The 16,724-nt window shown below is 72.4% G+C and carries 15 protein-coding genes and 3 pseudogenes; 8 read left to right on the forward strand and 10 right to left on the reverse strand.

Features of this window, described 5'->3' with window-relative positions:
• A pseudogene (locus ACFYWQ_RS29315) lies at positions 1-336 on the forward strand (hypothetical protein); the annotation flags it as partial.
• 88 nt (positions 337-424) lie between these two features.
• Here ACFYWQ_RS29315 and gatB read toward each other — a convergent pair.
• The 9 genes from gatB to ACFYWQ_RS29360 form a co-directional block, all read right to left on the reverse strand.
• A complete protein-coding gene (gene gatB, locus ACFYWQ_RS29320) occupies positions 425-1,933 on the reverse strand; it encodes an Asp-tRNA(Asn)/Glu-tRNA(Gln) amidotransferase subunit GatB (RefSeq protein WP_389520408.1) in 1,509 nt (502 codons plus the stop codon).
• 15 nt (positions 1,934-1,948) lie between these two features.
• On the reverse strand, positions 1,949-2,188 hold the full coding sequence (locus tag ACFYWQ_RS29325; protein ID WP_389520410.1) for a hypothetical protein: 240 nt from the start codon (positions 2,186-2,188) through the stop codon (positions 1,949-1,951).
• A complete protein-coding gene (gene gatA / locus ACFYWQ_RS29330; protein WP_389520412.1) occupies positions 2,185-3,678 on the reverse strand; it encodes an Asp-tRNA(Asn)/Glu-tRNA(Gln) amidotransferase subunit GatA in 1,494 nt (497 codons plus the stop codon). The genes ACFYWQ_RS29325 and gatA overlap by 4 nt, the downstream gene beginning before the upstream one ends.
• A 5-nt stretch (positions 3,679-3,683) precedes the next feature.
• Positions 3,684-3,980, reverse strand: a complete 297-nt coding sequence (gene gatC, locus ACFYWQ_RS29335; protein WP_095936815.1) for an Asp-tRNA(Asn)/Glu-tRNA(Gln) amidotransferase subunit GatC — start codon at positions 3,978-3,980, stop codon at positions 3,684-3,686.
• Positions 3,981-4,174: 194 nt separating this feature from the next.
• The gene (locus ACFYWQ_RS29340) at positions 4,175-6,418 is read right to left on the reverse strand and encodes a putative bifunctional diguanylate cyclase/phosphodiesterase (protein ID WP_389520414.1); all 2,244 of its coding nucleotides are present in this window, start codon (positions 6,416-6,418) and stop codon (positions 4,175-4,177) included.
• 278 nt (positions 6,419-6,696) lie between these two features.
• Positions 6,697-8,892: an NAD-dependent DNA ligase LigA gene (ligA, locus tag ACFYWQ_RS29345; RefSeq protein WP_389520416.1), complete on the reverse strand. Its 2,196-nt coding sequence runs from the start codon at positions 8,890-8,892 to the stop codon at positions 6,697-6,699.
• A gap of 15 nt (positions 8,893-8,907) precedes the next feature.
• Positions 8,908-9,909, reverse strand: coding sequence for a methionine synthase (locus ACFYWQ_RS29350; protein ID WP_389520418.1), 1,002 nt, complete (start codon positions 9,907-9,909; stop codon positions 8,908-8,910).
• Positions 9,910-9,980: 71 nt separating this feature from the next.
• A complete protein-coding gene (locus ACFYWQ_RS29355; RefSeq protein ID WP_389520419.1) occupies positions 9,981-10,679 on the reverse strand; it encodes an SDR family oxidoreductase in 699 nt (232 codons plus the stop codon).
• Between the two features lie 23 nt (positions 10,680-10,702).
• Positions 10,703-11,242, reverse strand: a complete 540-nt coding sequence (locus ACFYWQ_RS29360) for a TIGR00730 family Rossman fold protein (RefSeq protein WP_389520421.1) — start codon at positions 11,240-11,242, stop codon at positions 10,703-10,705.
• Positions 11,243-11,293: 51 nt separating this feature from the next.
• Between ACFYWQ_RS29360 and ACFYWQ_RS29365 the strand changes: the two genes are divergently transcribed.
• From ACFYWQ_RS29365 to ACFYWQ_RS29375, 3 genes are all read left to right on the forward strand, one after another.
• Positions 11,294-11,623, forward strand: coding sequence for a DUF427 domain-containing protein (locus ACFYWQ_RS29365; RefSeq protein WP_389520423.1), 330 nt, complete (start codon positions 11,294-11,296; stop codon positions 11,621-11,623).
• Between the two features lie 318 nt (positions 11,624-11,941).
• Entirely contained in the window at positions 11,942-12,988 is a 1,047-nt protein-coding gene (locus tag ACFYWQ_RS29370; RefSeq protein ID WP_389520424.1) for an RICIN domain-containing protein, read from the forward strand.
• A gap of 252 nt (positions 12,989-13,240) precedes the next feature.
• A complete protein-coding gene (locus ACFYWQ_RS29375) occupies positions 13,241-14,023 on the forward strand; it encodes an alpha/beta fold hydrolase (protein ID WP_389520426.1) in 783 nt (260 codons plus the stop codon).
• 256 nt (positions 14,024-14,279) lie between these two features.
• Here ACFYWQ_RS29375 and ACFYWQ_RS29380 read toward each other — a convergent pair whose 3' ends face one another.
• Positions 14,280-14,789 (reverse strand): ATP-binding protein, encoded by a 510-nt coding sequence (locus ACFYWQ_RS29380; RefSeq protein ID WP_389520428.1) that lies wholly within the window; start codon positions 14,787-14,789, stop codon positions 14,280-14,282.
• Positions 14,790-15,106: 317 nt separating this feature from the next.
• On the opposite strand from ACFYWQ_RS29380, the gene ACFYWQ_RS29385 reads away from it, so the two are divergent.
• The 4 genes and pseudogenes from ACFYWQ_RS29385 to ACFYWQ_RS29400 form a co-directional block, all read left to right on the forward strand.
• Positions 15,107-15,958 carry a helix-turn-helix domain-containing protein gene (locus ACFYWQ_RS29385; RefSeq protein ID WP_389520429.1) on the forward strand — a complete coding sequence of 284 codons (852 nt, stop codon included), beginning with the start codon at positions 15,107-15,109 and terminating at the stop codon, positions 15,956-15,958.
• An 11-nt stretch (positions 15,959-15,969) separates the two neighbouring features.
• A complete protein-coding gene (locus tag ACFYWQ_RS29390; protein ID WP_389520431.1) occupies positions 15,970-16,179 on the forward strand; it encodes a DUF397 domain-containing protein in 210 nt (69 codons plus the stop codon).
• Positions 16,180-16,186: 7 nt separating this feature from the next.
• Positions 16,187-16,357 (forward strand): annotated as a pseudogene (locus tag ACFYWQ_RS29395) (transposase); the annotation flags it as partial.
• Positions 16,358-16,378: 21 nt separating this feature from the next.
• A pseudogene (locus ACFYWQ_RS29400) lies at positions 16,379-16,495 on the forward strand (IS5/IS1182 family transposase); the annotation flags it as partial.
• Between the last annotated feature and the right edge of the window lie 229 nt (positions 16,496-16,724).

A 16,724-nucleotide genomic window follows, 5' to 3' on the forward strand; every position in this document is an offset into this window, starting at 1 on the left:
CGGATCCTGAGCCACCTCCGAGGCCTGGGCCGCGTGCCCGTCCGGGCCGCGATCCCGGTCCTCATCCCGGTCCTGGCCCTGGTCCCGGTCCTGGCACTGACCCTGGTCCCGGTCCCGGTCCCGGTCCCGGTCCAGACCCTGACCCCGGCCCTGACCCCGGCCCTGACCCCGGCCCTGACCCCGGTCCTGGCCCCGGCCCTGCTCCCGGTCCCGGTCGGCTCCCCGGCGCGGCCTCGCGGGTTCCTGTCCCGCGGTCTGCTGATCGTCCATCGTGTCGGCCCGTATGCCGTCCTGGGTGTGGGAGTCGGTACGTCCACTCATGGCGGGCGAGCGTAGCGCCTCGGCCTGAGAGGTCCGGGCGCGGGCGGACATGACGAGGGGGACGCACCGGTGGCGGTGCGTCCCCCTCGGGGGTCCGGCGGGGTCAGCCGACGCCCAGCTTCTCCAGGATGAGCTCCTTGACGCGGGCCGCGTCCGCCTGTCCGCGGGTGGCCTTCATGACCGCGCCGACGAGGGCTCCGGCCGCGGCCACCTTGCCGCCGCGGATCTTGTCCGCGACGCCCGGGTTGCCGGCGATGGCCTCCTCGACGGCGGCGGTGAGCGCGCCCTCGTCGGAGACGACCTTCAGACCGCGCTGGTCGACGACCTCGTCCGGGGTGCCCTCGCCCGCGAGGACGCCCTCGATGACCTGGCGGGCCAGCTTGTCGTTCAGGTCACCCTTCGAGACGAGCTCGGTGACCCGGGCGACCTGCTCCGGGGTGATCGCCAGCTCGTCCAGGGCCTTGCCCGACTCGTTGGCGCTGCGGGCCAGCTCGCCCATCCACCACTTGCGGGCGGAGGCCGCGTCCGCGCCGGCGTCGATCGTGGCGACGATCAGGTCCAGCGCGCCGGCGTTGGTGATCGCCTGCATGTCCGTGGCCGAGATGCCCCACTCCGCGAGGAGGCGGTTGCGGCGGGCCAGCGGAAGCTCGGGCAGTCCGGCGCGGATCTCCTCGACCCACTCGCGCGAGGGGGCCACCGGCACCAGGTCCGGCTCGGGGAAGTACCGGTAGTCCTCGGCCTCCTCCTTCACACGGCCCGAGGTCGTCGACCCGGTGTCCTCGTGGAAGTGGCGGGTCTCCTGGACGATCAGGCCGCCGCCGCCGAGCACGGCCGCGTGCCGCTGGATCTCGAAACGGGCCGCGCGCTCCACGGACCGCAGGGAGTTCACGTTCTTCGTCTCGGAACGCGTGCCGAACTTCTCGGCGCCCTTCGGCATCAGCGACAGGTTCACGTCGCAGCGCATCTGGCCCATCTCCATACGGGCCTCGGAGACGCCGAGGGCCCGGATGACCTCGCGCAGCTCCCGCACGTACGCCCGCGCGACCTCGGGGGCGCGCTCGCCGGCGCCGACGATCGGCTTGGTGACGATCTCGATCAGCGGGATGCCGGCGCGGTTGTAGTCGAGGAGCGAGTGCGAGGCGCCGTGGATACGGCCGGTGGCGCCGCCGACGTGCGTCGACTTGCCGGTGTCCTCCTCCATGTGGGCGCGCTCGATCTCCACGCGGAAGGATTCGCCGTCCTCCAGCTGCACGTCGAGGTAACCGTCGAAGGCGATCGGCTCGTCGTACTGGGAGGTCTGGAAGTTCTTCGGCATGTCCGGATAGAAGTAGTTCTTCCGGGCGAAGCGGCACCACTCGGCGATCTCGCAGTTCAGCGCGAGACCGATCTTGATCGCGGACTCGACGCCGGTCGCGTTGACGACCGGGAGCGCGCCGGGCAGGCCGAGGCAGACCGGGCAGGTCTGCGTGTTGGCGCCCTGACCGAGTGCGGTCGAACAGCCACAGAACATCTTGGTCTTGGTGCCGAGTTCGACATGGACCTCGAGGCCCATGACGGGGTCGTACGACGCCAGCGCGTCCTCGTACGACACCAGGTCGGTCGTGGTGGTCACGGTGAAACTTCCCTCTCAGCCCAGCAGGACGTCGTCGTCGCCCAGCCGCTTCAGCTCGCGGTAGAGGATGGCGAGGCCGGTGACGATGGCGGCGGCGGACAAGGTGGCGTCGATCAGGACGAGCGTGTCGTTCTCGACGCGGGCCTTCTTGAGACGCTTGGCGACACCGATCGCGCCGAACGCGGTGGTGGCCATGGTCAGGTACGTGCCGGACTTGGACTTCTTGAAGCCCTTGGCCTTGGTCAGTGCACTCACAGCGACGGAGCCTCCTCGAGCAGCGGGTGGCCCCACTTTTCCACGAAGGCGGCCTCGACGGCGGCGCCGACCTTGTACAGCCTGTCGTCCTTCAGCGCCGGGGCGATGATCTGGAGGCCGACCGGGAGGTTGTCCTCCGGGGCGAGGCCGCAGGGCAGCGACATGGCCGCGTTGCCCGCCAGGTTGGTCGGGATGGTGCACAGGTCGGCCAGGTACATCGCCATCGGGTCGTCGGCGCGCTCGCCGATCGGAAAGGCGGTGGTCGGGGTCGTCGGGGAGACGATCACGTCGACCTGCTCGAAGGCCTTCTCGAAGTCGCGCGTGATGAGCGTGCGGACCTTCTGGGCGGAGCCGTAGTACGCGTCGTAGTAGCCGGAGCTGAGCGCGTACGTGCCGAGGATGATGCGGCGCTTGACCTCGGGGCCGAAGCCCGCCTCACGGGTGAGGGAGGTGACCTCCTCGGCGGAGTGGTTGCCGTCGTCGCCGGTCCGCAGGCCGTAGCGCAGGCCGTCGAAGCGGGCGAGGTTGGACGAACACTCGGACGGCGCGATCAGGTAGTACGCCGACAGCGCCAGGTCGAAGGACGGGCAGTCCAGTTCGACGATCTCGGCGCCCAGCTCCTTGAGGAGGGCGACGGACTCGTCGAAGCGCTGGATCACACCGGCCTGGTAGCCCTCGCCGCGGAACTGCTTGACCACGCCGACGCGCATCCCGGCGACGCTGCCGTTGCGGGCGGCCTCGACGACCGGCGGCACCGGGGCGTCGATGGAGGTCGAGTCGAGCGGGTCGTGGCCGGCGATGACCTCGTGCAGCAGGGCCGCGTCCAGGACCGTACGGGCGCAGGGGCCGCCCTGGTCGAGGGAGGAGGAGAAGGCCACCATGCCGTAGCGGGAGACGGCCCCGTACGTCGGCTTCACGCCGACCGTGCCGGTGACGGCGGCCGGCTGGCGGATGGAGCCGCCGGTGTCGGTGCCGATGGCGAGCGGGGCCTCGAAGGAGGCGAGGGCGGCGGACGAGCCGCCGCCGGAGCCGCCGGGGATGCGGGTGAGGTCCCAGGGGTTGCCGGTCGGGCCGTAGGCGCTGTTCTCCGTCGACGACCCCATGGCGAACTCGTCCATGTTGGTCTTGCCGAGGATGACGACGTCGGCGGCCTTCAGCTTCTTGGTGAGGGTCGCGTCGTACGGCGGGATCCAGCCTTCGAGGATCTTGGAGCCGACGGTCGTCGGGATGCCCTCGGTGGTGAAGATGTCCTTGAGCGCGAGGGGGACGCCGGCCAGCGGGCCGAGCTTCTCGCCGCGCTCCCGCTTCTCGTCCACGGCGCGGGCCTGGGCCAGGGCACCCTCGCGGTCGACGTGGAGGAAGGCGTGCACCTTCTCGTCGACGGCCTCGATCCGGGCCAGGTGGGCCTCGGTGACCTCGACGGCGGTGAGCTCGCCGGAGGCGATCCTCGCGGCGATCTCGGCCGCGGTGAGCTTGATGATGTCCGTCATGGCGGTTAGTCCTCCCCCAGGATCTGCGGCACCTTGAAACGCTGCTGCTCCTGGGCCGGGGCGCCGGAGAGCGCCTGCTCGGGGGTGAGCGACGGACGGACCTCGTCCACCCGCATGACGTTCGTCAGCGGGAGGGGATGCGAGGTCGGCGGTACGTCTTGGTCGGCGACCTCACTGACGCGGGCGACCGCGCCGATGATGTCGTCCAGCTGTCCCGCGAAGTGGTCGAGCTCTTCGGGCTTCAGCTCCAGACGCGCCAGCCGGGCGAGGTGGGCGACCTCCTCGCGCGTGATGCCAGGCATGCAGCGTTCCTCTGGGGTGAGTATGTGTGGTGTGGGCCCAATCCTAGGGGGCGGGGCCCGCAACCCGTGAAACGGTCGCCGCCCGCGGGGCCCCGGGGTTCGACGCAGGCCCCCGGCGGTCGGTGACGCGGCCTCGTCCGGAGGGCGCGGGCGGGGACGGTGGGGACGGGCGGGGACGGGCAGGGACGGGCGGGCTATTCGTCGGCGGCCGCCGCCGGGAGGACCGCCGCGGGGCGCTGCCAGCCCCGGGAGCCCCGGGCCCGCAGCCAGGCCGTGGTCTCCTCGGGGGGCATCGCCGCGGCCACCAGCCAGCCCTGGACCGCGTCGCAGCCCAGGTCGCGCAGGCGTTCCCAGGTCTCGTCGTCCTCGACGCCCTCGGCGACCACCAGGAGTCCCAGGGAATGGGCGAGGTCGACCGTGCAGCGCACGATCTCCGCGTCCTCGGTGTCCACCGCCAGCCGGGCCACGAAGGAGCGGTCGATCTTCAGCTCGCTCACCGGCAGCCGGCGCAGGTGGACGAGCGAGGAGTAGCCGGTGCCGAAGTCGTCCAGGGACATCTTCACGCCGTGCCCGGTCAGCCCGTTGAGGGTGTCGGCGGCGCGCTGCGGGTCCTCCAGCAGGACGTGTTCGGTTATCTCCAGCTGGAGCGCTCCCGCGGGGACCCCGTGCCGGGCGAGGCGCGCGGCGACGGAGCCGGCGAAGCCGGGGGTGTGGACGTCGCGCGGGGAGACGTTCACCGCGACCGGGACGTACAGCCCCTGGGACCGCCACTCGGCGACCTGGCCGAGCGCGGTCTCCAGGACGTACTCCGTGAGGTGCGGCATCAGCCCGGACGACTCGGCGATCGCTATGAACTCGTCCGGCGGGACCTTGCCCCGCTCGGGGTGCACCCACCGCACCAGCGCCTCCAGGCCGGCGACCTGCCCGTCGAAGCGGACCTTGGGCTGGTAGTGCAGCTGCACCTCGTGCGCGTCGAGCGCGCGCCGCAGGTCGCCGAGGAGGCCGAGCCGGTCGGGGGTGTTGGAGTCGCGCTTGGACTCGTAGACCTCGACGGCCGTGCGGTCCCGCTTGGCCTGGTACATCGCGATGTCCGCCCGGCGCAGCAGCCCCTCGGCGTCGAGGGCGTGGTCGGGGAAGACGGCGACGCCGGCGCTGGCCTCCAGGACGAGGGTGAGCCCGTCGAGGTCGAGCGGCGAGCTGAGGGCGGAGACGAGTCCGCGGGCGACGCGGGCGGCGGAGGTGGTGGAGTCGGCGACGGGCAGTAAGACGGCGAACTCGTCGCCGCCGAGCCGGGCGACCTCGGCTCCGCGCGGGAGGGCGACCCGGAGCCGGTCGGCTATCTGGAGCAGCAGCCGGTCGCCGGCGAGATGACCGAGGGTGTCGTTGACGGACCGGAAACGGTCGAGGTCGATCAGCATGAGCGCGGCCCGGGCGCCGATGCGTTCGGCGTCGTCCAGGGCGGTCCAGATGCGCTCCCCCAGCCACTGGCGGTTGGGCAGTCCGGTGAGCGGGTCGCGCAGTTGTTCCTCGGCCCGGGCGCGGGCCATCCACAGGGTGGAGTCGAGGGCGATGAGCGGGATGGCGAACAGCGGCAGCAGGATCGGCTTGGCCACGGCGACCACGCACACCAGCGGGGCGATGCCGAGCAGGGCGACCGCGACCAGTCCCTGCCGGACCAGGGCGGTGCGGGCGACGGTGGGCAGACCGCCGGCGCGCGGCGCGTGCAGGTACCAGAGCAGGACGCGGGTGACCGCGAGGTAGGCGACGGCGACGAGGGCCACCTGGGGGGCGGTGTAGAGCGTCCAGGTGTCCGGGGTCCACGGTCGCTCGACGGACGGCACCCGGCCGCAGGCGGCCAGCAGCAGCGCGCCGGTGCCGATGCCGAGGATGTCCGCCGCGCCGTGCAGGACGCCCTGCCGCCAGCGGTGGCGCCGGGCTATGCCGACCAGGACGACGACGGTCAGGCTGACCAGTCCGGCCGGTACCCAGCCGTACAGCAGCAGGACGGCGAGGGTGAGGGCGGCGCCGGAGCCGGTGCCGCCCCACCAGCGGGCCCGGCCGAGCATGACCAGGTGTCCGACGATGACGCCGGTGAGGAGGGCCAGCGACCAGCCGGCGGTGCCGGCCGGGAAGAGCGCGTGGTGGCCGGTGAAGGCGCGGTAGAAGCCGGCGCCGAGGACGAACCCGGCCGCCGCGACGACCGCCGCGGGCAGCGGGGGCCAGGACGGGTGCCGGTCGGCGCCGCCGCCGGGCACCACCGCGGCGACGGCTCCGGGGGCGAGCCCGTCGGAGGCGCACCGGGCCATGGAGGCGTGCGGAGCGCCCACGCGCTCCTCCGCGCGTTCGGACCACACCACCCACCGGCTGCCCCACCAGGTGCCGGCGGTCCGGCGTCGGCGCAGCCGTGACTCCGTGGCGGCGCTCTCGGTCGGTTCCATTCCCGTCCCTCTCACAGCCGGCGGTGCCCACGCCACACGGCCCGTTGCCCGACAGCCTCCGGGCGGCGCCGCGTTGGGCGGCCCCTCCCCCTGCTCACCCGGAGCACGAGGATGCCCCGACCGCAGCTGGGCACGGCAGGCGCACATCTCAACAGTAGGCCGCAGAAGGCGTCCACGGGCAGCGGTCGTCGACGGTTGCCCGAATGCGCCCCGGCCACCCGTATGCATCTGATATGCGCCGATCGGGTGGCCTTCAACCGCCGTTGCCCGCTACCGTGTCACTGCTCCGGCGCCGGGAGCGCGGCCCCGGCCGCCGCGTCCGGGCCCTGTTCGAGCAGGACGGTGAAGCCGTCCTCGTTCAGAACAGGCACCTTGAGCTGCATCGCCTTGTCGTATTTCGACCCGGGATTGTCCCCCACGACGACGAACGACGTCTTCTTCGAAACCGAACCGGTCACCTTCGCTCCGCGGCTCTGGAGGGCGTCCTTGGCGCCGTCGCGGGTGAAGTGCTCCAGCGTGCCGGTCACGACGACCGTCAGGCCCTCCAGCGGGCGCGGGCCCTCGTCCTCCGCGGAGCCTTCCTCCTCCGTGCGGACCCCGGCGGCCTTCCACTTGCGGAGGATCTCCTGGTGCCACTCCTCGGCGAACCACTCCTTGAGGGAGGCGGCGATGATCGGGCCGACGCCTTCCGTGCCGGCCAGTTCCGCCTCGCTCGCCCCCTCGATGCGCTCGATGGAGCGGAACTCGCGCGCGAGCGCCTCGGCGGCGACCGGTCCCACGTGCCGGATCGACAGGCCGGTGAGGACCCGCGCCAGCGGCCGCTCCTTGGCGGCCGCGATGTTGTCCAGCATGGCCAGCGCGTTCTTCTTCGGCTCGCCCTGCTGGTTGGCGAAGACCGTGACGACCTTCTCCTCGCCGGTCTTCGGGTCGCGCTTGGGCAGGCCGCTGTCCTGGTCCAGGACGTAGGCCTTGATGGGCAGGAGCCGCTCGATGGTGAGGTCGAACAGGTCGCCCTCGTCGGCCAGCGGCGGATCCGCCGGTTCCAGCGGCTTGGTGAGGGCCGCGGCGGCGACATACCCGAAGTGCTCGATGTCCAGGGCCTTGCGGCCGGCGAGGTAGAAGAGGCGCTCGCGCAACTGGGCGGGGCAGGTGCGGGCGTTGGGGCAGCGCAGGTCGACGTCGCCCTCCTTCATCGGCCGCAGCGGTGTGCCGCACTCGGGGCACTCGGCCGGCATCACGAACTCCCGCTCGGTGCCGTCGCGCAGGTCGACGACCGGTCCGAGGATCTCCGGGATGACGTCACCGGCCTTGCGCAGCACCACCGTGTCGCCGATGAGGACGCCCTTGGCCTTGACGACGTCCTGGTTGTGCAGGGTCGCGAACTCGACCTCGGACCCGGCCACCGTCACCGGCTCGACCTGGGCGTACGGCGTGACACGGCCCGTACGGCCCACACCCACACGGATGTTGACGAGCTTGGTGTTGACCTCCTCCGGCGCGTACTTGTAGGCGATCGCCCAGCGCGGCGCCCGCGAGGTGGAGCCGAGCCTGCCCTGGAGGGGGATCTCGTCGAGCTTGACGACGACGCCGTCGATCTCGTGCTCCACCGAGTGGCGGTTCTCGCCGTAGTACGCGATGAACTCCCGTACGCCGTCGAGGCCGTCGACGACCCGGTTGTGCGTGGAGGTCGGCAGACCCCACGTCTTGAGCAGGTCGTAGGCCTCGGAGAGCCGGGTGAGGCCCTCGTAGCCCTCCAGCGCCCCGATGCCGTGGACGACCATGTGCAGCGGGCGGGTGGCCGTCACGCGCGGGTCCTTCTGGCGCAGCGAACCGGCCGCCGCGTTGCGCGGGTTGGCGAAGGGCTTGTCGCCGGCCTCCACCAGGCGGGCGTTGAGCTCCTCGAACTTCTCCATCGGGAAGTAGACCTCGCCGCGGATCTCCACCAGCGTGGGGACGCCGTCGCCGGACAGCCGGTCGGGGATCTCCGCGATCGTGCGCACGTTGGGCGTGATGTCCTCGCCGGTGCGGCCGTCGCCGCGGGTCGCCGCGCGCGTGAGGCGCCCGTGCTCGTAGGTGAGGTTGACGGCGAGGCCGTCGACCTTCAGCTCGCACAGGAAGTGGTGCGCGGACGCGCCCACGTCCTTGTGGACGCGCTCGGCCCAGGCGGCCAGTTCCAGGTCGTCGAAGGCGTTGTCCAGCGAGAGCATGCGCTCGCGGTGCTGGACCGCCGTGAACTCCGTCGCGTACGCGCCCGCCACCTTCTGGGTCGGCGAGTCGGGCGTGCGCAGCTCGGGGTACTCCTGCTCCAGCGCCTCCAGGGACCGCAGGAGCCGGTCGAACTCCGCGTCGCTGATGACGGGGGCGTCCTTCACGTAGTACCGGAAGCGGTGCTCCTCGATCTGCTCAGCGAGCTGCGCGTGCTGCTCCCGTGCCTCGGTGGGCACCGTCGTGTCCGCTTGCTTGTCGCCGGCCACCGTGTTGTCCTCCCGTTACTCTGGGTTGTCCGCGAGGGATCTCGCCGCCCGGACGCAGTGCGCGAGTGCCTGTCGTGCGTACGCGGGGGAAGCGCCCGCGAGGCCGCACGCCGGCGTGATCGTGACCGCGTCCGCGAGCAGGCCCGGTCGCAGCCCCAGCCTGCGCCACAGCGTCCTGACACCCATGACGCTACCGGCAGGGTCCGACAATGGGCCGTCCGTCCCCGGCACGACACCGGCGAACAGCCGGGTACCGGCTTCCACCGCCTCCCCGATCGCGTCGTCGTCACGCTCGGTGAGCAGGGAGAAGTCGAACGAGATGCCCGCCACTCCGGCCCTGCGCAGGAGCGCGAACGGGACGTCCGGGGCGCACGAGTGGACGACGACGGGACCGTCGCCGTGCACCCCCGCCACGTCCCGGAGGCCGGCCTCGACGACCTGGCGGTCGACGGCGCGGTGGGTGCGGTAGCCGCTGGCGGTCCGCACCTGCCCGCGCAGGACGGCGGTGAGGGAGGGCTCGTCGAGCTGGAGCACCACCCGCGCGCCCGGGACGCGGCGCCGCACCTCCGCGAGGTGCAGGCGCAGGCCCTCGGTGAGGGACGCGGCCAGGTCGCGGCACGCGCCGGGGTCGGAGAGGGCGGCCTCGCCGTTCCTGAGCTCCAGAGCGGCGGCGAGGGTCCAGGGACCGACCGCCTGGACCTTCAGGGGTCCCTCGTAGCCCTGGGTGAACTCCTCCAGCGCGTCCAGGTCCTCCCCCAGCCACGCCCTCGCCCGCCGGGTGTCCCGGCCCGGCCGGTCCCCCACGCGCCAGCCGCTGGGCTCCACGCGCGCGTACAGCTCCACCAGCAGGCCCGCCGTCCGGCCGATCATGTCGGCGCCGGGGCCGCGGGCGGGCAGCTCGGCGAGGAACGGGAAGTCCTCGAAGGAGCCGGTGACGGTCTTGGCGGCCTCCCGGGCGTCGCCGCCGGGCAGGGAGCCGATCCCGGTGGCGGGGCCGAAGGCGAAGTGTGCGTTCACGGGGGAAGCCTACGTAGGTCTCCGGGCGCGCGGTCGCCCCGCCCCGGGCGGCGGCCGCCCGGGGCCCTCCCTCAGCGACCGGGCCGCACCGTCAGGTCGTTGACCTCCGCGTCCCTGGGCAGGTCGAGCGCCATCAGGATCGTCGTCGCGACCGACTCGGCGTCGATCCAGCGGGCGGGGTCGTACTCCTCGCCCAGCTGCTGGTGGACCTTGGCCTGCATGGGGCTCGCCGTGCGGCCGGGGTAGACGGAGGTGACGCGGACGCCGCCCGCGTGCTCCTCGTGCCGCAGGGAGTCGGCCAGCGCCTTCAGGCCGTGCTTGGAGGCGGCGTACGCCGACCATTGGGCGTCGGCCCGCAGTCCGGCCCCGGAGTTGACGAACACCACGTGACCGCGGGCCACCCGGAGCTGCGGCAGGAAGTGCCGGGTCAGCTCGGCGGGGGCGACGAGGTTGACGTTGAGCTGGTGGTGCCAGGACTTGGGGGTGAGGTCGCCGACCGGGCCCAGGTCGACCACGCCGGCGATGTGCAGCAGGGAGTCGACCCGGTCGGGGAGCGTCTGGTGGGAGAAGGCCCAGGACAGCCTGTCGGGGTCGGCCAGGTCGCCGACGAGCGTCCTCGCCCCCGGGAACTCCGCCGCCAGCTCCTTCGCACGTCCCGCGTCGCGCGCGTGCAGCACGAGGTCGTCCCCGCGCGCGTGGAGCCGGCGGGCGACGGCCGCACCGATGCCGGAGCCCGCTCCGGTGATCACATGAGTAGCCATGCCCGCCATGCTCGCACCACCGGGCGCCGCACTCACACGACGCCCTGGCTCTCCTCCAGGTAGGCCAGCGCCCCGACCGGCTCCTCCGCGAAGAACACCAGCTCGGTCAGCGGCCGGGGCAGGAAGCCCTCGGCCTCCATCCGCCGGAACTGCTCCTTGAGGCCGTCGTAGAAGCCGGCGGTGTTCAGCAGGACGACCGGCTTGTCGGTGTGCCCGTGCTTCTTCAGCTCCAGGATCTCGGTGGCCTCGTCGAGCGTGCCCGTACCACCGACCATGATCACGACCGCGTCGGCCTTCTCCAGCAGGAGCCGCTTGCGCTCGGCGAGGTCGCGCGCGACGACCATCTCGTCGGATCCCTGCCGCGCCTTGGCCGCGAGGAAGTCCACCGACACCCCGCACAGCCGGCCGCCCGCCTCCTGGACGCCGTCCGCCACCACCTTCATCAGCCCGACGTCGGAACCGCCCCACACGAGCGTGTGGCCGCCCTTGCCGAGCAGTTCGGCGAACTCACGGGCGGGGCGGGTGTAGCGGTCGTCGAGGTCGGCGGCGGAGAGGAAGACACAGATACGCATGCCGTACACCGTACGCGGGAACACCCGGGCGGCCGCCCGCGCTGTTCCGGTATGGCACAAGGACACACGATCACGATCGAGCGAGCCGCCCTGCGGGTCAGGGCCGTCCACGGCGACCGGGTGCTGGCCGAGAGCGACCGGCCCCTCGTCCTGCGGGAGACCGGCTGTCCGGCGCGGTACTACCTGCCCGCCGAGGACGTCCGCGTGGACCTGCTCACCCCGTCCGACACCCACACCCACTGCCCCTTCAAGGGCACGGCGTCCTACTGGTCACTGCCCGGCGCGCCCGACCTGGTGTGGGCGTACCCCGACCCGAAGCCGGACGTGACCGCGATCAAGGACCACTTCTGCTTCTACGAGGTGACCGTCTCGCCGGTATGACGGCGAGACGACGGTACCGCGTGACGGCCTGACGGCGGGACGGCGGGTGAAGGGGATTCCCCGTGGTGCGGCCGGCGGCTTCCCCGTCGTCACCGGCCGCACCTCCCCCACGCCCCGGCGGGAGCCGTCCTGGCCCCCCGGGACGGCACGACCGAGCCTGTCGATCGCCGGGCGAGGACGCAACGGTGTCCGGCCGTCCCGGACGGGTGACGGCTGTCCGGGCTGGCCACGCCCTTGTCCGGGTTCCGTTCCGGACAAGGGCGGGCCTGTCCGAATCCCCCGTTGTTTCTCAAACGGGAACTGCAACACCATGCGTGCATGGGGAACCTGGGAGAGCTGTCGCCCTACGCGGCCCGGGACGCCGCCGGCTTCGTCGCGTCGATGCAGCGGCTCAAGGAGCGTGCCGGGCTGACCTATCGGGAGCTGGAGGAGAAGGCGGCCCTCAACGGTGACGTGCTGGCGCGCAGCACGCTGGCCGACGTGCTGCGCCGGACGACCCTTCCGCGCGCGGACATCGTCGCCGCGTTCGTCCGCGCCTGCGGGGACGGACAGCGCGTCGACGCCTGGCTCCAGGCCAGGGACCGGCTCGCCACCGCGGACCCGGCAGCACCCACGGCCCCCGCGGACCCGGCCGCCGCCACCACACCGGTCGGGTCGGCTTCGGCCCCGGCCGCCTCCCGCGCCAGGGCCGACGGGTCCCCCGACACCGAGCCCGGCCCCGGCCCCGGATCGCCCGCCCCCTCCGGTCCCCGTCCGGCCCGGTCCCGCACCCGGGTCCTCGTCGCCGCGCTGCTGGCCCCGCTGCTCGTCTTCGCCGCCTGGGTCCTGCTCGCCCACGGCACGGGCTCCTCCGACGACTCCGACGGCTCCGACGACGCGGACGCGGCCGCCGCCGCGAGCACCGCGTCCCGGGCTCCCGTCGACGGCTGGGTGACCGTGCGCCCCGCCAGCGCGCCGGAGCTCTGTCTGACGGACGGACGGGACCGGGGCGGCGCCTACCCGAACGCCGTCGCCGTCCAGCGCCCCTGCGCCGAGGTCCCGGTTCCGCGCACGTACCTGGAACCGGCGGGAGAGGGCCTCTACCGCATCCAGTGGCACCACCCCGAGATGGGCAAGGGCTGTCTGACGGTGATGGAGTCCGGGCCGGTCAAGGGCATGCTGGAGCCCCGCGACGACTGCACGCAGGGGACCCTGTTCCGGCTGGAGCCCGTCTCCGACGACGCCGACGACGGCTTCCGGATGCGGCCGGCCCACGCCGACGACTGCGTCGGACTGGCCGGGGACGGCAGCGCGGAGGGGGCGGAGGCCGTCGAGGAGCGCTGCACGGGCGCGGCCGACCAGCGCTTCCTCGTGCGGGCGGACTGAGCGCGGCCGGGACGGACCGAGCGCGCGGGACGGGCCGTGGCCGCGAGGCAGACCGTGGCCGCAGGACGGACCGTGGCCGCGGCAGGACCGAGCGCGCGGGCGGGACCGAACGCAGGGGCGGGACCGTGGGGCGGGGCGGACCGAGCGCGCACCGGGCGGTCGAGCGGTCGGTCGGCGAACCCGGCCGTCGCCCCGCCCGGCACGGCCCCGCCACCCCGACAACTCCCGCCGGGTCTGACAGTCTGCACAGACATGGACAAGAAGACCCTTTCGCGCGACGGCACCTCCCTCGCGTACGGCATCAGGGGACAGGGCCCGGCGGTCGTCCTCGTCAGTGGCGCGATGTCCACGGGCGCCACCGTCGCACCACTGGCCGGCCTCCTCGCGCAGCGCTTCACCGCCCTCTGGTACGACCGCCGGGGCCGCGGCGAGAGCGGTGACACGGCGCCCTACGCGGTGGAACGCGAGGTCGAGGACGTCGCGGCGCTGATCGACGCGGCGGGCGGCGAGGCGGCGCTGTACGGCGTCTCCTCGGGCGGCGCGCTGGCCCTGGAGGCGGCGGCGAGCGGGCTGCCGGTGAGCCGGGTCGCGGTGTACGAGACGCCGTACGCGGACTTCGCGGACGGCGGCGCCGAGGCGTGCGCCGCCTACACCGAGCGCCTCACCGAGGCACTCGGGCAGGACCGGCGCGGGGACGCGGTCGAGCTGTTCCTGCGGCGGACGGGCCTGGCCGAGAGCGTGATCCGGAACGCCCGCCAGTCGCCGATGTGGGCCGGCATGGAGGCCATCGCCCCCACCCTCGCCTACGACGACGCCCTGATGGGCGACGGCCTGGTGCCCCGGCGACGGCTGGCCTCGCTCGGCGTCCCGGTGCTGGCGGTGGCGGGCGGGGCGAGCCCGGCGTGGCTGCGCGAGGCCGCGCGCGCGGTGGCGGACGCGGTCCCGCACGGCACCTACCGCACGCTGGAGGACCAGACGCACATGGTGGACCCGAACGTCCTCGCGCCGGTGCTGGCGGAGTTCTTCGCGGCATAGATCCACATGCGTGGGCGTCGTCGTCCCGCTCCCGATCTCGTCTCCCCGGGACGACATTCCGCTTCGGCACCGGGCGGCGTCGGGAGTCGTGGCGCTGCCGCGAGGGAGCACCTCACACGGCTCCGCGCTACAACTCCCGCTCCGCCGCCTCCCGTTGCGTCGGCGACGGTTCCGTTCACCAGGCGGCGACCAGCCCGGGGCCTTCCTCCGGGGAGCCGAGCCCTCGGAGACTCCAGCCACCCGTTCGGCCTTGCGATCAGGCCACGGTGGCCTCCGACGGCAGGGCCAGCTCGAACCAGACGGTCTTCCCGGCGGGCCGGTACGGCCCATCGTCCGTCCCGCAGCCGCCCCAGCGGTCGGCGAGCAGGTCGAGGATCAGCAGGCCTCGCCCTCCGTCGGCGTCCGCCGGTACGGCCAGGGGCGGCGCGAGCGGCGGCAGATCGGGGCTCATGTCCCAGACGCTGATCCGGAGTACGGGGTCCAGCCAGTGCAGTCGGACGAAGGCGGGTCCCTTGGTGTGCCGTACCGAGTTCGTCGCGAGTTCGGAGGTCAACAGCTCGGCCCGGTCGACGAGTCCGGCGAGGCCGTGGGCGGCGAGGACGGCCCGGAGGGTGAGGCGGGCAATGCCGGGGGCGCGGGGGTCACAGGGGAAGTGGAGCTCGTAGGTCCAGGGGGCGGTGAACGGGAGGGGGGTGGGGTGGAGCAGGAGTTCGGGATCCTCGGCTTGGGGGGTGAGGGCGGTGGGGGTTGTGGGGGGTCGGGTCACGCGGCACCTCCGTTGGTGCGGGTGGCTGTGGTGAGGCGCGGGGTCGTGGCCCGCGCGGGCCACGGTCTCCGAGTCCATGCCGGTGCGGCGTCATCGGCGGTCCGTAAACCGCCCCTGCGAGCGAGCACGGTTGGGGACGGTCGGCGGTGTGCCGGTGCACTTCCGCCGGGCGGGGCGGGGGGTGGCCTGAGTCACAGGCTAGCCATGCAAATAAAACCCGTGCTACCTCATTCACTAAAACGGGTCATATCTCTGATGCGCGTGGACGATCGCGCACAGAGATCGGCAAACTGTGCGCGCGAGCAAGGAGTTGACCCATGGCACCACGTCACACCCCCACGATTCGTCAGCGGCGCTTCGGCGCTGAACTCAGACGACTCCGTGACTCCATCGGCATGTCCGCCCCTGTTGCCGCCGAGCGGCTGGGCGTGGATCGCACGATGATCTCCAACATCGAGTCCGGCCGCTTCGGCATCAGCGAGGAGCGCCTACGCCGTCTGGCGAGCATCTACGAATGCGACGACGGCGAATTGATCGACGCACTCGCCTCCATGACCGGCGGGCGCGCTCGGGGATGGTGGGACGAGTACCGGGGCAAGATCCCGCCCGACTTCCTGGACGTGGCGGAGCTTGAACATCACGCCAGAAGCCTGCGGACTCTCCAGACCGCCCACGTTCCCGGGTTGTTCCAGACCGAGGAGCACGCCCGCGCGTTGTTCGACCTCTTCATCCCGGCGTTGCCACGGCTGGAGGTCGAACTGCGCGTGGCCCATCGCCTGGCCCGGCACGATGTCGTGGCGGCCGAGCCTGGTGTTCCCTACGTGGGCCTGATCTACGAGGCCGCTCTCCATCTCCGGGTCGGTGGCCGACGCGTGGCCAAGGCCCAGTTGAACCACCTTCTGGAGGAGAGCGAGCGCCCCAACGTCACCTTGCTGGTCATTCCGCTCGCGGCAGAGGGGTTCCCCATGGCCGGGGACTCACTGATGTACGTCACCGCTGCGAGCCCCCACCTGGACACTGTCGAGGTGGACTCAGCCATCGGTGCCGTCTTCTTCGACTCACCGACCCAGCTGTCGCACTTCCGCCGGCGGCTGGACTTGGTCGAACGCGTGGCGTTGAATCCCGAGGAGTCAAGGAACCTCATCCTTGAGATCGCCGGAGATCTGTAAGAGGTGCCCCCGTGCCCAGCCTGAAGTGGATCAAGTCTTCCTTCTCGGAGGCAGCGGGCAATGCCTGCGTCGAGATAGCCACCCCGAGCCCCAATGGCATCGCCCTGCGCGAGAGCGAGAGCCCGGTCCGCGTTCTGAATACGGACCGTGCAGTTCTGGGAGCGCTGATACGGGGCGTCAAGGCCGGGGTCGGCGAGCGGGACGGATCACCCGCCGTTTAGAAAGCCGTTGTTGCCCAGGGTGGAACGTCGGGCTCGGCATCCTGGGCGCAAGCGGCATCCGGACCGGTTGGTGTTCCAGGGCATTCTGTTCGTGCTGCACACCGGGATCACCGGGGAGCATCTGCCGCAGGAACTCGGCTTCGGCTCGGGCATGACCTGCTGGCGCCGACTGGCGGAGTGCTTCGCCCACCTGCACTGGTTCCGCCGTCTGCGGATCCGCTGGGAGATACGCGACGACATCCACGAAGCCTTCCTCAGACTCGCGTGCGCATTGATCTGCCGGAGGCGGCTCAGGTCATCGCGTGGACAGTTCTAGAAGGGTGGCCAGCTAGAACCGGGGGGAGGCTGGGGGTTAACGCGATTCCCGCGACGCATCTCCAACGGCCAGCGCTCGTCAATGACGGCCGCGGCCTCCTTGCAGGCGCCACACGCGTTGCTCCGATCCGGCACCCACCAGTACGGAGAGACCGAGAGGTCCTTGTGTTCTATGCCACACAGGGTCGCTCCGGAATCTGTGTAGGCGTAGGCCGTGTCGTAGGCATGGG

The organism is Streptomyces sp. NPDC003247 (assembly GCF_042888135.1).
In the GTDB taxonomy this organism is placed as follows: Bacteria; Actinomycetota; Actinomycetes; order Streptomycetales; family Streptomycetaceae; genus Streptomyces.